The organism is Photobacterium angustum, assembly GCF_003026365.1.
Taxonomy (GTDB): Bacteria; Pseudomonadota; Gammaproteobacteria; order Enterobacterales; family Vibrionaceae; genus Photobacterium; species Photobacterium angustum.
In genome coordinates this window covers 66,208-80,602 of sequence record NZ_PYOM01000015.1, presented here as the reverse complement: position 1 = coordinate 80,602, position 14,395 = coordinate 66,208, and the positions used below count along the sequence as shown (strand labels likewise).

The window sequence follows — 14,395 nt, the reverse complement described above, 5'->3', positions numbered from 1 at the left end:
TCCTAATAAGTATGGTTTCAATTAGATAACAATAACAGTATTGAACATTGTTCTATAATTAAAAACGTTAGTTTTGTAAAATACGATAAGCAAACACATCAAAGAGTAATATCCATGGCAAGAAGAAATGACCATACTCGTGAAGAGTTGGTAAGCATGACACTGGAGCAGGTAAAAAACTTTCTCAATGAGCACCCTCACCATGAGCTAAGTTTACGTAAAGTCGCCGCTATGATTGGTTATGTTCCAAGTACATTAGTGAATGTATTCGGTAACTATAATTTACTGTTACTACACGCAGTTGCCCAAACACTTGATGAATTATCTCAAGAAGCACAGACGTGTTTAACTGGGGCAACCAATCCAGAGCAGGCACTTCGTAGTCTTGCCTATTGTTATCTCGACTTTGCAATTGCCCACCCATACCGCTGGCAGTTAATCTTCCAACACACAATGAATGGTGAAGATTTACCAGAATGGCAATCAGATCGAATCAATAACATGACGGGTATGTTGGAGTCATTGATTGGTCAAGTTAGCAGTAACATGTCTAAAAAAGAAGTACTGGAAACAAGCCGTGTTATTTGGGCTGGTGTTCACGGTATTACACTACTGACTGTTGATGATAAGCTATTTACCTCGACGCCTGTTGACGGCAAAGCACTTATTGATAATCTTTTAAATACTTATCTAAATAAGTGGAAATAGTAATAGAGATAGCGTAAATGACCACAAAGCCCCAATCGAGTCTTCTAACCAAGCGGCGTTTCTTACCGTATTTTTTAACGCAGGCACTTGGGGCATTTAATGATAATGTTTACAAAAATATATTATTAATCCTTATCGCTTACGCTTCTGTTGATAGCCTTCCACTGAGTGCAAATTTACTGATTAATATTGCCGCTGGGCTATTTATTTTACCTTTCTTTTTATTTTCAGCTTCTGCTGGTGTTATTGCCGATCAATACGATAAAGCAATGATCATGCGCCGAGTTAAACTAGCAGAAATTGTGATAATGAGCCTTGCTGCAATAGCCTTCTTTTATCAAAGTTATTCTGCTCTGCTGGTGTTACTCTTTTTAATGGGAACGCAATCGGCCTTCTTCGGCCCTGCAAAATATGCCTTACTTCCCCAGCACTTAAAATCAGAAGAGTTAATATCAGGTAACGCTTTGGTTGAGACAGGGACCTTTTTAGCTATTTTACTTGGTACATTGCTCGCAGGTTTTATTGCCGACAGCCATAACGCTCACTATATTGCTGCAGGAGCCGTGATCTTTTTTGCGATATTAGGCTATCTCGCATCTCTTGCTATTCCGAGCGCGCCTCCTACGGTAAAGAAAACAACCTTCAAGTGGCAGCCGATTAAACAAACTCGTTCAACCATGGCAATCGCACGACAAGATAAAACGATTTTCCAATGTATTTTAGGGATTAGTTGGTTTTGGTTTTTAGGTGCTTGCTATCTCACACAATTTCCTAATTATGCAAAAATCAGCCTAGGTGGTAATGCCGCTTCGGTCTCTTTCTTACTGATGCTATTTTCTATTGGTATTGCTATTGGCTCACTGTGTTGTGATCGCTTATCTCAACACCGAATTGATCCAGGAATAGTTCCTATCGGTAGTTTAGGGATCACGTTATTTGGTTCAGGTTTATATTTTCTCGCTCCAGCAACTACAGTGCAAACTCAGAGCCTAATGGCGTTTATGACGGCACCAAGTCTATGGCCAATCTTTGCGTCATTGCTTTTACTGGGGATTGCTGGCGGTATTTTTATTGTTCCGCTTTATGCCTTAATGCAGCAGCGCTCTAAAGAAGATGAACGCGCACAGATTATTGCAGCAAATAATATATGGAATGCTGTATTTATGGTCGTCAGTGCTATTTCAGCCATTGTCTTCTTATCTGTTTTAAAACTTTCAATTCCACAGTTTTTCTTAATCTTAGCGGCGGTGAATTCATTAGTTGTTGTCTATATCTACTTCCAAGCGCCTGACTTTTTTTGGCGCTTTGTGGTTTGGATGATCACCCATACGATGTATCGAGTAAAAAAACAGAATTTGAATAATATTCCGGAACAAGGGAGCGTGCTACTTGTCTGTAATCATGTCAGCTACATGGATGCTTTATTGTTAGCAGGCAGCTGTCCACGCCCTATCCGCTTTTTAATGGACCGTGATATATATAACCTGCCCCTGGTCAAATCGTTCTGTAAAGCATGTAAGGCAATTCCTGTCGATGCGAATGACCGTACATCTATTCGTAATGCTTTTTCCAAAGTGTCAGAACATTTAGATAATGGCGATATAGTTTGTGTCTTTCCAGAAGGGCAGCTCACCTTTGATGGCGAAATAGCCCCATTTATGCGTGGAATTGATTTAATCATTAAACGTTCTAATGCCACAGTGATCCCTGTGGCACTGCAGGGGCTATGGGGAAGCTATTTTAGCCGAGAGGGTGGTGTTGCATTTTTAAAATGGCCAAAACGTTTCTGGTCACAAGTTACTATCGTCGCAGGGGAATGTCTATCTTCCCAAGAGGCAAATAGCCAATTGTTATATCAACAAGTGACGCAATTACGGGGCGATAGAAAATAGAACTCTTCTTTGTTAGATTTTAACTAACAAATAGATTAAAAAGGCGAAGCTTATATATTAGCTTCGCCTTTTTATTATTGCTTAGATAACCAGTTGGCTAATTTCGTCCGAGAGAGTTTTATCCCTTGATATATATCGCCATCAGGTAATGCGAGATAACGAATTGGGCGCTTAAACGCTGCCACTTTATCAGCCATATAAGTCATCACATGATCAATAAATACCGCATCCATCGGACAAGTTGTTTTTACAATGGCAACAGGTCGTTGACCAAAATCATAATCATCAATGGGTAAAACAACAGCTTGCTCTATCTCTGGATACTGTAACAGTACCGCTTCAATATCTTCTGGTTGAATATTCTCTCCACCAGAAATAAACATGTTATCTGCGCGACCATGAATAAATAGCTCATCATCGTGCCACTCACCCATGTCTTTGGTTGCAAACCATTCCCCATCGTGACCATGGTTATCTAGAATAGAAAAAATAGTATGGTTACGGTAATACCCCAAGCACAAGCTTTTACCTCGAACTAAGATCTCACCATCACGTAAAAGTAATTCTCTATTCGGTAATACGTTACCGACACCACTACTATCATTCGCTTGTTTAGCTGATATTGTTGATGCCATTTCCGTCATGCCGTAACCACACCAACAGCTAATACCAGCACTGTGCGCTTTATCAGTAAGAGTAACAGAGATATGTGCACCACCTAATAGCACTTGTTTCAGCATCATAGATGATGGTGTTGCTGTATTATCAATACTATCGAGTAAACGTTGTAATTGCGTTGGTACTAATGATGCGTGAGTCACCCAATGCAATGCTTGTTGCTGCTGTTCTTTATCAACAATGACTAGACATGCTCCGCGATATAACCAGCGCCATACAATCGCTAAACCCGAAATGTGGAATAACGGTAATGATAATAGCCAACTATCTTCTGCTGTGAATGTCATTTGACTCAGCAAGCCAGAAGCACTGGCTAAATGTGACTCGGCATTATGAACCACCGCCTTAGGTACACCCGATGAACCTGATGTTAATGTCAGTGTCATTGGGCGATGCTCTTGCCATGTCACAGGTACCATACGTGCAACAGTAGGTAGTTGTAGAACAATATTTTGCCCAGTTAGCGCTGTTAAATCGTGTTCACTATCCGACCAAATATAATCATTATCGAGTATCACTAGCTGTTGCTGCAATTCAGAAGAAGACAACTTCGGATTAAGCCCTACATAGCGTGCACCCACTCGAAAAATAGCAAGCATCAACCATAACACTTGAATCGAATTATCAGCGATGACGGCCACAAGCTGATCACGCTTAACGCCCTGCTCAACTAGGCCTTGTGCATAATCATCAACGTTTGAAGATATATCAGCCCACGTGTACGTTTGTGCATCATGCTCTTTATCACCTAAAGAGATGGCTATATCTGATGGGCGTACTGCAGCCCATCGCTGCCAAGGCCATGTTAGAAAATCGTGTTTTATTTCTGCCATACTAGGTCTAATTCTGCTAAAGAGATCATTGGAAGTTCACTATCCGGCCAAGGTGTCAACAATTGTGCTTTAAACAACTGCATGGTATCTAGACCGGGAATAACATTGGGTGTTTGCCACTGGGCGAAACGCGCTAACTGATTTAATCCTAGGCTTGATTCTAAACTTGAACTAATCACTGCCGTTAACCCTACCGCTTGAGCTTGTTCCACCAGCTCGATACAGCGGGCTAAGCTACCAGTTAGTGTGGGCTTGATAATAATTGCAGCAACACCTGGTTGTGCTTTTACTTCAAAATGAGGCTCGCGGACAGTTTCATCCCAAGCAATATTAATACCTGTTTGCTCCGCAAAAATCAGGCTGTCTTGAGGATCAATACAAGGCTCTTCTAAAAACGCGATCCCTTGCCGATTTTCAGGTTTCACATATTTAGCAAATTGCTGTGCTTTAAGCGGTGTCCATTTACGGTTAGCATCTAAACGTAACTGAACCTCAGGGATCGCTTCAATAAACATATTAGCGACAATACCATCACGTACCGCTTCATACATACCGACTTTAATTTTAGCGACTTTATCACCATTTTCGGTATTTAAACGTTCAATCAACTCGTCAGGATCACCTGAGCATAATGGTGCTACCGCATAGTTTGCAGTAAGAGGTAACTCTCCCGCTAACTCTGCCATTGCACAACTAAAACCAAAGGCAACAGAGGGATAAGCATCGTTTATATGGATGTCTTGGCCCTCAACCCAAAGTTCAAGTAGTTGTTTTGTTTGATCTAACGCTTGCTCTAGCGTTTCATTGCTAAACTCAGGCAGTGGCGCTATTTCACCTACACCAACTTTGTCACCTTGAATAAGTTCGACAACCAAACCTTCACGCGTTACTAAACGTTGATCACGTAAAATAACACCAGAATCCATCGGTAACTGATATCGATATAACTTAACGCTGCGCATTCTTGATAACCTTTAATTAATACCAGAGCATAAAACACGCTAAACCTTAGTCTAACGGCATATTAAATCACTTTAATTACAATGGCTCGTTACAACTTTTGAATAAAAGCAGATAAGGCAGATGTAAATGCATGTGGTTGTTCTACATGAATATTATGCCCAGCATCAGGGATCACTTCTACGCTTAGCTCTGATTGCATAGCGATCTGACGAAATTTCGCATCATATTCACCACAAACATAACGAACAGGTAATTTTAAGTTTTGTAGCGGTGTGAGTAATAATGGCTGTTTAGATAATGACGTTGCTAGCAACATATTCGCGACACCTTGCCCAAGGTTATCACTACGTTTAGCGACTAAGCTTTGTCTTTGGTCATGGTTCAGTGATGAAAAAACAGTTTGTTGATACCAATCATTCAGCACTGAAATAAGAGATTGTTGAGAAAAACGTGCAGTCCATGCTTCATCATTATCAAGACGTGCCGCACGATCTGCAAGCGGTAATCCAAAATGACCACCTTCTAAAAAGACACCTTGCAACCTTGGCTGACGCTTAGTGGTACCCTCATTCTCTAATTGCGTTGCCAGATACATAGCAAGTCGCGCACCTAACGAATACCCCACCAGCACAAAACGTTGAATACCACGATGTTCCAACGTTTTGAGTATCGCCTGATAACTCTGCTTGAAGCCAATATCAGAATCATCTATTGGCATAGATACTGACGCACTAAAGCCATGCCCAGGCAAATCAATAGTTACACAACAATAGTGATGCATTAGTGCTGAAGTAATTAATCGCCAATCCCGCCCTGAGCCCAATAACCCATGAAGAAAAACAATCACAGGTTGGCTTGCTTGCGGGCGTTTTCCAAATACTTCAGAGTAAAGACGCACGTTTTACCTCAGAAAAGATCTCTTTTAACATCTGCCCAGCTTCTCCAGCCGGCGTTTTAATTTCGAGGATCGTTGTCTGGTTAACTTGTTGTGCATTCACCACCGCAGTTTGTGCTTCAGCGACTGTTGTTGGGCTTTGATAATTCAATTCAAACATGGCAGCAGCATGGCTAAATTCAAAACCATGAGGCATACGATAAAAATCATCTTTTTGCTGCTCTGGTACTGGTAACATATCAAAAATACCGCCACCATCATTATTCGTAACAACCACGACCATAGGTAATGCGGTTTGTTTTATTAATGCGAGAGAATTGAGATCGTATAAAAATGACGTATCGCCTAACAGCATCACTAATGGTGCTTTTCTAGCGCGTTGCACACCAGCTGCTGTTGCTATTAATCCATCAATACCTGATGCACCACGGTTGGTAAATGTCGCTGTTGTTGGTAAATCACCAAACATATCTAGCAGTCGAACAATCATGCTATTACCGAGAAACAACTCAGAATCTGGTGCTAGCCAATCTCTCAATAATGTCGCTAATGACATTTCAGATAAATCGTCACAATGCCGCTTCGCTATTTCACGATAACGCTTAGACGCGCCCACTAAAGGTAATGCCCATCCACTATGTGATGATGTTTTTTCATTAAGAAGCGCTGCACAGATCCACGTACTCACATTCGCTTGGATACGAGAGCCAGAATGATTATGAGGGTCTAAACGTCCTTGTTGTGGATCGATTAACCAATAATCATCCCACGGCTGATCCCCAATAAACTGTAATAAACGTTTAGAAACAATCCGTGCACTAAATTGAAGTAACACTTGTGCTTGAGACAAAACTTCAGCACAGGCTGGATTTTGTAACCAACCATCAAACCCCGCATATTCGCTGGAGCCTCCAGCTTGAGGATCAACCAATAACGGCCAGCCTAATCGGGCAGCTAACGCTTTCACATCAGCAAGTTCATTGGTCGCTAACTTACCCGCAACGATTAAGCCTTTTTTGTCGCGCAACTGCTGCCATTTCGATGAATCAATAACGATATCAGCACTCGTGGCTTGTTGATGTTGGCAATACGGTAAGACGGTTGCCTGCCACTTTTTAACTGGCGCTAGATAGGTCGAAAAATCTACCGCTTCACCATATAGCGGCTCAGGGTAATGGCAATTTAAATGGATGGCACCGCCGCGTAACTGTTGCTGATGCATCAACTCATCAACAACACCTAATAACCAATTAGGAGAGATATCAAGTGTAGGAGCTGGTAGATCAACAAAGTCTGTTACATGCTGTGAAAAAATACCATGCTGACGTATGGCTTGATTCGCGCCACATTGTAGTAATTCAACAGGACGATCTGAGGTTAACAGCACTAACTTTTCTTTTGTTAGCCCAGATTCAGCAACAGCAGGTAATAAATTAGCGACCGCTGTGCCTGATGTCACAATCACCGCGACGGGGGTCTGCGATGCTTTGGCTAAACCTAATGCGAGAAAGCCTAAACCACGTTCATCAAAGTGAGTGTGAATAGTCAGTTTGGGCTGTTTTGCTGCCGCTAACGTCAATGGTGTTGAACGAGATCCTGGTGCAATACAAACATGCTGAACACCTTGTCGAACTAATTCTTCAAGTATCAGTTCGGCCCAACAACTATTTAATGCAGCCCTATAAGCAAGACTATTCGATAAGGTTAATTGCATGATGCGCTTTTATACTCCAATTCAGCAGCTAACGAGCTATCCGTCTCTTGCTCAAATAAACTACAGAGTGTTGATGTTTTTCGATCAAGCTCTTTCCATTCACTTTCTGCAACTGAGCCCGGTACAATACCTGCTCCTGCAAATAAATGAACTTCACCTTCCATGATTAATGCACTACGAATAGCTACACAAAACTCACTATGCTGCTGGCTAATATAACCTACTGCACCACTATACCAACCGCGAGAAAAAGGTTCGTTTTCAGCTATAAAATGAAGAGCTGGATCACGAGGTAATCCAGCAATCGCAGCCGTTGGTTGTAAGTTATCTAATAAATCCGCACTAAAGACGCCACTATTTAATTCAGCATCAATACTTCGCTTTAAGTGCTGGACTTTACGGAGTTGAACCAACTCAGGGGTTTGAGACACATTCATCGATTGGCTACATGGCACTAATCGATTAACAATATCATCAACCACTAAACGATTTTCATAGCGATTTTTATTATCAGATAATAGCCATTGTGCTAATTGCTGATCTTCAACATCATCTTTACCACGACCAATCGTACCCGCTAACGCTTCTGTCTGAATGGCATGTTCATGGCGTTGAAATAAACGTTCTGGCGTTGAGCCCACAAAACCATGCTTTTCATCCAGCGCCAGTAAAAAGTGAAAACTATTGCTGTTATTGGCACAGCTAGCTTTCAGTAATTGGGCGGGTGATACGGGTTTATCTAGCTGCAACGTTGTTCGTCGAGCAAGCACTACTTTTTCAAATTCTTTATGTTCAATCTTATCTAATGCTCGTGTCAGCATATTTGACCAACCCGAAAAATCCGGCGTATTACTGCGATTTAAAATTTTACTGTGAATACCACTGATCAACGATGTATCAAACATCAATTGTTGTAATGCCGTTACAATACGTGCACGATCTTCACCGACATTAACAGCAATATGCCATTCATTATCCAGACGGCTTAATTCAAGCAGCGGTAAAAAGAAAAAGGAAGAGAGACAACGTTTATTTCGCTCTGTTCTTCCATCAAAAGATCGCCCGCCCCACACTCTCTGCTCATTAGAAATCACTTTCTCAGCGGCTTTAGGATCAGTAAATGTTTTTATTTGGCCTAGCGCGACAACCTCTTCTCGGCAATTACGCGATTGCCAATAGAATTTAGGATACAAAGCTTGTGTATCCATCCAATCAATCAGGTCAATATGTTTTGATAGTTCTAATTTAACCAAAATACGCTGGGTTGTTGCAGATGCTTGCTCTAATTTAGCAATTAATCGTTCAACGGCTTGTTGTAACGCAGTCAAGATAACCTCGCTCAGCTCTATTACACCAATACGGCTCATCCCTGGCTGAAAGATACATATGTCACTCTCTTAGACATATTTTCTTTACTAAGAATAGACACTTATTCCCTAAAAGAGAGAGAATAACTACTAATTCTATTAGTAAAGAAGAATGATGCCTCATTCTACCTCACAAGAAAGCATCTGACTAATGAAGTAACACAATTGTATTACTTACCTGACTAGCAGAAACTTCTATTCAACTTTGCTTATTCTAGCTAAACACGCCATTTTCATTCTGCCAAAATAAAACAAAATACTCTTTTACATAATTATCTTCTAAAAGGTGTTCCTATCTCCCTCTTTTATAGTGTAATTTGTGGTTATACCTAATAATCATCAGGAAAGCCTCATATGCAAAAATTCGGGATGTCATCCAAGCTTAATAATGTTTGCTATGACATACGTGGTCCCGTTCTGAAACACGCTAAGCGTATGGAAGAAGAAGGGCAAAAAATACTCAAACTAAACATCGGTAATCCAGCACCGTTTGGTTTTGATGCCCCTGATGAAATTCTCGTGGATGTGATCCGTAATCTACCAACATCTCAAGGTTACTGTGATTCAAAAGGCATTTATTCTGCGCGTAAAGCCGTTGTTCAACACTACCAAAAGCGCGGCTTACTTGATCTTGATGTCGAAGATGTTTATATCGGTAACGGTGTATCTGAATTAATCGTTATGGCAATGCAAGCACTGCTAAACCATAAAGATGAAATATTGGTTCCATCTCCTGATTACCCATTATGGACTGCAGCGGTTTCATTATCTGGTGGCACACCCGTTCACTACACCTGTGATGAGCAATCAGATTGGTATCCAGACCTTGATGATATAAAGAAAAAAATCACGCCAAATACTCGCGGTATTGTATTAATCAATCCGAATAACCCAACGGGAGCGGTATATAGCCGAGATTTTCTGATCAAAGTGGTTGAAATTGCACGTCAGCACGATTTGATTATTTTCGCCGATGAAATCTACGATAAAATTCTTTACGATGGTGCACAACATACCTCTATTGCCCCACTAGCAGAAGATGTGGTTTGTGTAACATTCAATGGCCTTTCAAAATCATATCGAGTATGTGGTTTCCGTGCAGGTTGGATGATCATTTCAGGGCCAAGACACCGCGCTAAAGGTTACATCGAAGGGTTAGAAATGCTGTCATCAATGCGTTTATGTGCCAACGTACCTATGCAGCATGCCATTCAAACCGCATTAGGTGGTTACCAAAGTATTAATGAATTAATCTTACCGGGTGGACGCCTGCTAGAACAGCGCAATAAAGCTTATGATCTATTAACTCAAATTCCAGGAGTTTCTTGTGTTAAGCCTAAAGGCGCGTTGTATCTATTCCCTAAACTAGATCAGAAGAAATTTAATATTCAAGACGACCAAAAAATGGCAATGGACTTTTTACTACAAGAAAAAGTGCTTGTTGTACATGGAACCGGATTTAACTGGAAACAACCGGATCATTTCCGCATTGTTACCTTACCCCATGTCGATGATCTTGAACTGGCAATGGGACGCTTAGAGCGCTTCTTACATAGCTATCGTCAATAGCCTTTGCAAACAATTCTAAAGCCTCGGTAAACCGGGGCTTTTTATTAACTAAAAGCTGTCAATATTTCCCTAACTTCTGTTACCTTTAGTGCATAACGTCTATAGGTGCTGCTCATCAGCACATTTAGTTTAAGAGAATTGATCATCATGGAAAAAAGTCATTTCTTCGCTCACCTTGCTCGTATGCGTTTAATTCAACGCTGGCCATTAATGCGAAGTGTCGAAACTGAAAACATCTCCGAGCACAGCCTTCAAGTTGCTTTCGTCGCTCATGCACTTGCTCTAATTAAAAATCGTAAATTTGGTGGTAACCTAAACCCTGAACGTATCGCGCTGCAAGGTATATTTCACGATGTGAGTGAAGTACTCACAGGTGACATGCCAACCCCAATAAAATACTACAATCCTGCAATTGCTGAAGAATATAAGAAAATCGAATTAGCGGCAGAGCAACGACTTATTTCTATGCTTCCTGAAGAATTCCAGGATGATTATGCCTCTCTACTTGATAGCCATAAAATTGATGCTGAGAATGCTGCTATTGTTAAACAAGCCGATACATTATGTGCGTATATAAAATGCCTTGAAGAACTCAGTGCAGGGAACCATGAATTTACTCGTGCGAAGAAAAGATTGGAAGAAACCCTTGAGCAGCGTAAAACACCTGAGATGACCTATTTTCTTGAGACATTTGCTGATAGCTTTAATCTTACTTTGGACGATATTAGTTAATGACAGAATTTACCATTTCACCAGCATGGGAAGAGCGCTTTTATAACGAACAAAAAATGCGCCGTGATGATCATCGTTCAGCTTTTCAGCGCGATCGAGCCCGAATTCTTCATTCTGCCGCCTTTCGTCGTTTACAAGCAAAAACTCAAGTCCATGGCGCTGGTAATCACGACTTCTATCGGACTCGACTCACCCACTCGCTAGAAGCATCACAAATCGGTACAGGGATTGTTGCACAACTCAAATTAAAACAACCTGAGTTTAAATCATTACTCCCTTCAACCAGTTTGATGGAAAGTTTGTGCTTAGCACATGATATCGGTCACCCACCATTTGGTCACGGTGGTGAAGTCGCCTTAAATTACATGATGCGAAATCATGGCGGCTTTGAAGGAAACGCACAAACCTTTCGAATTGTAACCTTACTCGAACCTTATACCGAAGGGTATGGTATGAACCTCGCCAGGCGCACCTTACTTGGTTTACTAAAATATCCAGCCCTACTCAGTGAAACTACCGCTCCAGAGCGCGCACCTGATGTCGTAAACTTTCGTCACCTTAAAGCAAAAGACTGGTATCCAGCGAAAGGCTTATATGTGGATGATAAAGAGGTCTTTGATTGGGTATTAAGCCCGTTATCAGACAAAGATAGAACCCTCTTTGCACAAATGCGTTGTGAGCGTTTATCGCCACGAGAGCCCTGTAAAACACGTTTTAAATCATTAGATTGTTCAATCATGGAATTAGCAGATGACATTGCATACGGTGTCCATGATTTAGAAGATGCCATCGTGATGGGAATAGTGACACGCGATGATTGGCAAGAAGCTGTTGCCTCAAAAATAGCAGAATGTGGTGATACATGGCTAGAAGAACGCATAAGTGATATCAGTGAGCTAATGTTTGCTAGCCACCATCAGCGCAAAGATGCCATTGGAGCGCTGGTCAATGGTTTACTTACCTCTATAACCATTAGTCCTACGATTCAAAACGGTACCGATTTTTTTGATGAGCCATTATTACAATGGAATGCATTTTTATCCGAGCCGATGGAGCGCGCTTTAGAAGTGCTTAAACAGTTCGTAAGTATCTATGTGGTAAAAAAACCTGAAATACAGCTGTCTGAATATAAAGGGCAACAATTGATCATGGAGCTATTTGAAGCTTTTGCTTCTGATCCTGAACGATTGTTACCAGATAATACTCGCTTACGGTGGTTAGAAGCTAAAGAACAAGGAGATAACGAGCTTAGGATCATCGCCGATTACATTTCAGGCATGACCGATGGATTCTCTCAACGTCTCTATAGCACATTATTCTTACCAACTTCTGAAACAGGCATCAGTAATAATGGCTATGGTTTTTAATCGATAGTCTTATTTAATATAAAAGGGGGCGAATGCTCCCTTTTGTGTGCCTGCTAACCTTTATAGTTTTTATCAAATACACCGGGCGGCATTTGTTGAATTTGAAAATTAATCATATTTTCAAACGCATCAAGCAATGGCTGAAGGTTTAAAGATGCTGGCTCTAACACTGATAATGCTAAAAACCCCGCCTCAACCGTTGATACCCCCTGCTCTTTTGGCGATTTTCGAATACGATAATTTCCGGTCTCTACATTATCTAAATGGACTAACGGTAACTGATGTAAATTGGTCGATAGTTGCCACATTTTATAGGCTTTCTTCCAAGTCCCATCAAGCAAAATAATCACGTTTTTGCGAGACGGCTGAGCCTGCTCTACTACATCAGACAGTGCTGTCGCACGTTCTCCTGGGTAAACCACATAAACATCACGTTCGGAATCAGCTAAAGCAGCATTTAATTCCTCATGCTGCGAAAAATCTTCACCTACCCAAAGTCGGCTATTGGGTAAAGAAAGTGATAGTATTCTTGCAGTACCAATTGCTCGTTTAACTTCTGATGGATGTTGTAAAATCCATAACTCTGTTTGAGTTGCAATAGGTTTAATCCAGTGGCAAATGCAGGCTTTGTTTGCTTTACCACAGTTATCACAGTACCGACTCATTGAGGTTGCCTTGTCTATTCGAAATTATATTGTTATTGCGATAATCATGATGGTTATAGCTCAATTACCACAATGTCAGCCATTATTAGTTTGGGATCGCCAAGAAATTATTAATGGCGAATTATGGCGGATCCTATCAGGAAATTTCACGCATACCAATTGGGTGCATCTTGCTATGAATGCTAGCGCCTTTGCAATCATTAGCTATATTTTCCGTGTCCATTTTAATGTTAAGTCATATAGCTTATTGATCTTAATTTTATCGTTCACTATAGGTATTGGGCTCTTTGCTACCAGTATTACTTGGTATGCTGGATTTTCAGGTGTACTACATGGCATCTTCGCTTGGGGTTGTATTCGTGATATTCAATCAAAAACGCGGGGGGGATGGCTCTTACTCCTCGGGCTTATCACCAAGATCTGCTGGGAACAATACTTTGGGGGCTCTGTGAGCTCTGAAGAGTTGATTGGAGTACGTGTAGCAACTGAAGCCCATTTGATTGGTGCAACCACAGGCATGCTGTATGCCTTGCTCATCAAGCAAAAAATCAACTCTTAAGATGAATATAACCGCTTTAAATGACTATCAATATACGGGAGCACGCTAGCTCCCGTTACAGTTAATAATTACAATTCAATACGTTTTCTATTTTTATCAACAGTCGCCTCACCGATCCCTTTCACTTTTGTTAAATCGTCGACGCTCGCAAATTTACCATTCACTTTTCGATAATTAATAATCGCTTATGCTTTCTCAGCTCCAATGCCAATTAGTAATGTATCCAACTGCTCAACATTAGCAGTATTAATATTAATTTTTATATCAATACCTTCATGCATGTTGTCATCAGCGTGACTTAAAGGGACGAGTGCTAATCCACCCGCTAGCGTAATGGCTTTAAACAAGCGATATTTAAGAAGCATATTTGTATCCTTTAATAATATGAGTGTTTAAAAAGGATAAAAAGAAAAGAAGGACGATGAGGGGATTATTTAAAAATAAAAGATAAAA

At 40.9% G+C, this 14,395-nt stretch carries 12 protein-coding genes and 1 pseudogene; 6 read left to right on the top strand and 7 right to left on the bottom strand.

The window, feature by feature from the left end; genetic code table 11:
• Positions 1–114: 114 nt before the first annotated feature.
• Together CTN01_RS15805 and CTN01_RS15800 are read left to right on the top strand one after the other, a co-directional pair.
• Positions 115–708: a TetR/AcrR family transcriptional regulator gene (locus CTN01_RS15805; protein WP_045148305.1), complete on the top strand. Its 594-nt coding sequence runs from the start codon at positions 115–117 to the stop codon at positions 706–708.
• Positions 709–725: 17 nt separating this feature from the next.
• Positions 726–2,600 carry an MFS transporter gene (locus CTN01_RS15800; protein WP_107188273.1) on the top strand — a complete coding sequence of 625 codons (1,875 nt, stop codon included), beginning with the start codon at positions 726–728 and terminating at the stop codon, positions 2,598–2,600.
• Positions 2,601–2,674: 74 nt separating this feature from the next.
• Here CTN01_RS15800 and menE read toward each other — a convergent pair whose 3' ends face one another.
• The 5 genes from menE to CTN01_RS15775 form a co-directional block, all read right to left on the bottom strand.
• Positions 2,675–4,111 (bottom strand): o-succinylbenzoate--CoA ligase, encoded by a 1,437-nt coding sequence (menE, locus tag CTN01_RS15795; protein WP_045148303.1) that lies wholly within the window; start codon positions 4,109–4,111, stop codon positions 2,675–2,677.
• Entirely contained in the window at positions 4,099–5,073 is a 975-nt protein-coding gene (gene menC / locus CTN01_RS15790) for an o-succinylbenzoate synthase (protein WP_045148302.1), read from the bottom strand. The genes menE and menC overlap by 13 nt, the downstream gene beginning before the upstream one ends.
• Before the next feature lie 89 nt (positions 5,074–5,162).
• Positions 5,163–5,972, bottom strand: coding sequence for a 2-succinyl-6-hydroxy-2,4-cyclohexadiene-1-carboxylate synthase (gene menH, locus CTN01_RS15785; RefSeq protein ID WP_045148300.1), 810 nt, complete (start codon positions 5,970–5,972; stop codon positions 5,163–5,165).
• The gene (gene menD, locus CTN01_RS15780) at positions 5,956–7,683 is read right to left on the bottom strand and encodes a 2-succinyl-5-enolpyruvyl-6-hydroxy-3-cyclohexene-1-carboxylic-acid synthase (protein ID WP_045148299.1); all 1,728 of its coding nucleotides are present in this window, start codon (positions 7,681–7,683) and stop codon (positions 5,956–5,958) included. The genes menH and menD overlap by 17 nt, the downstream gene beginning before the upstream one ends.
• A complete protein-coding gene (locus CTN01_RS15775; RefSeq protein WP_045148410.1) occupies positions 7,674–9,011 on the bottom strand; it encodes an isochorismate synthase in 1,338 nt (445 codons plus the stop codon). The genes menD and CTN01_RS15775 overlap by 10 nt, the downstream gene beginning before the upstream one ends.
• Before the next feature lie 393 nt (positions 9,012–9,404).
• Between CTN01_RS15775 and CTN01_RS15770 the strand changes: the two genes are divergently transcribed.
• From CTN01_RS15770 to CTN01_RS15760, 3 genes are all read left to right on the top strand, one after another.
• Complete coding sequence (locus tag CTN01_RS15770) at positions 9,405–10,619, top strand: pyridoxal phosphate-dependent aminotransferase (RefSeq protein ID WP_045148297.1); 1,215 nt, start codon at positions 9,405–9,407, stop codon at positions 10,617–10,619.
• A 147-nt stretch (positions 10,620–10,766) separates the two neighbouring features.
• Entirely contained in the window at positions 10,767–11,351 is a 585-nt protein-coding gene (gene yfbR / locus CTN01_RS15765) for a 5'-deoxynucleotidase (RefSeq protein ID WP_045148296.1), read from the top strand.
• Positions 11,351–12,718: an anti-phage deoxyguanosine triphosphatase gene (locus CTN01_RS15760; protein ID WP_045148295.1), complete on the top strand. Its 1,368-nt coding sequence runs from the start codon at positions 11,351–11,353 to the stop codon at positions 12,716–12,718. Before yfbR ends, CTN01_RS15760 begins: the two co-directional genes overlap by 1 nt.
• A gap of 53 nt (positions 12,719–12,771) precedes the next feature.
• Here the strand turns inward: CTN01_RS15760 and CTN01_RS15755 are convergent, their stop codons facing one another.
• Complete coding sequence (locus CTN01_RS15755; protein ID WP_045084030.1) at positions 12,772–13,383, bottom strand: tRNA-uridine aminocarboxypropyltransferase; 612 nt, start codon at positions 13,381–13,383, stop codon at positions 12,772–12,774.
• A gap of 10 nt (positions 13,384–13,393) precedes the next feature.
• Between CTN01_RS15755 and rrtA the strand changes: the two genes are divergently transcribed.
• On the top strand, positions 13,394–13,942 hold the full coding sequence (gene rrtA, locus CTN01_RS15750; RefSeq protein WP_244156002.1) for a rhombosortase: 549 nt from the start codon (positions 13,394–13,396) through the stop codon (positions 13,940–13,942).
• 68 nt (positions 13,943–14,010) lie between these two features.
• Here rrtA and CTN01_RS15745 read toward each other — a convergent pair.
• A pseudogene (locus tag CTN01_RS15745) lies at positions 14,011–14,307 on the bottom strand (ComEA family DNA-binding protein).
• Positions 14,308–14,395 lie beyond the last annotated feature (88 nt).

Coding starts and splice junctions, on each gene's coding strand:
- menD (WP_045148299.1), bottom strand. CDS start 7,683: ATGCAATTAACCTTATCGAATAGTCTTGCTTATAGGGCTGCATTAAAT.
- yfbR (WP_045148296.1), top strand. CDS start 10,767: ATGGAAAAAAGTCATTTCTTCGCTCACCTTGCTCGTATGCGTTTAATT.
- CTN01_RS15805 (WP_045148305.1), top strand. CDS start 115: ATGGCAAGAAGAAATGACCATACTCGTGAAGAGTTGGTAAGCATGACA.
- CTN01_RS15770 (WP_045148297.1), top strand. CDS start 9,405: ATGCAAAAATTCGGGATGTCATCCAAGCTTAATAATGTTTGCTATGAC.
- CTN01_RS15800 (WP_107188273.1), top strand. CDS start 726: ATGACCACAAAGCCCCAATCGAGTCTTCTAACCAAGCGGCGTTTCTTA.
- CTN01_RS15755 (WP_045084030.1), bottom strand. CDS start 13,383: ATGAGTCGGTACTGTGATAACTGTGGTAAAGCAAACAAAGCCTGCATT.
- CTN01_RS15760 (WP_045148295.1), top strand. CDS start 11,351: ATGACAGAATTTACCATTTCACCAGCATGGGAAGAGCGCTTTTATAAC.
- menC (WP_045148302.1), bottom strand. CDS start 5,073: ATGCGCAGCGTTAAGTTATATCGATATCAGTTACCGATGGATTCTGGT.
- menE (WP_045148303.1), bottom strand. CDS start 4,111: ATGGCAGAAATAAAACACGATTTTCTAACATGGCCTTGGCAGCGATGG.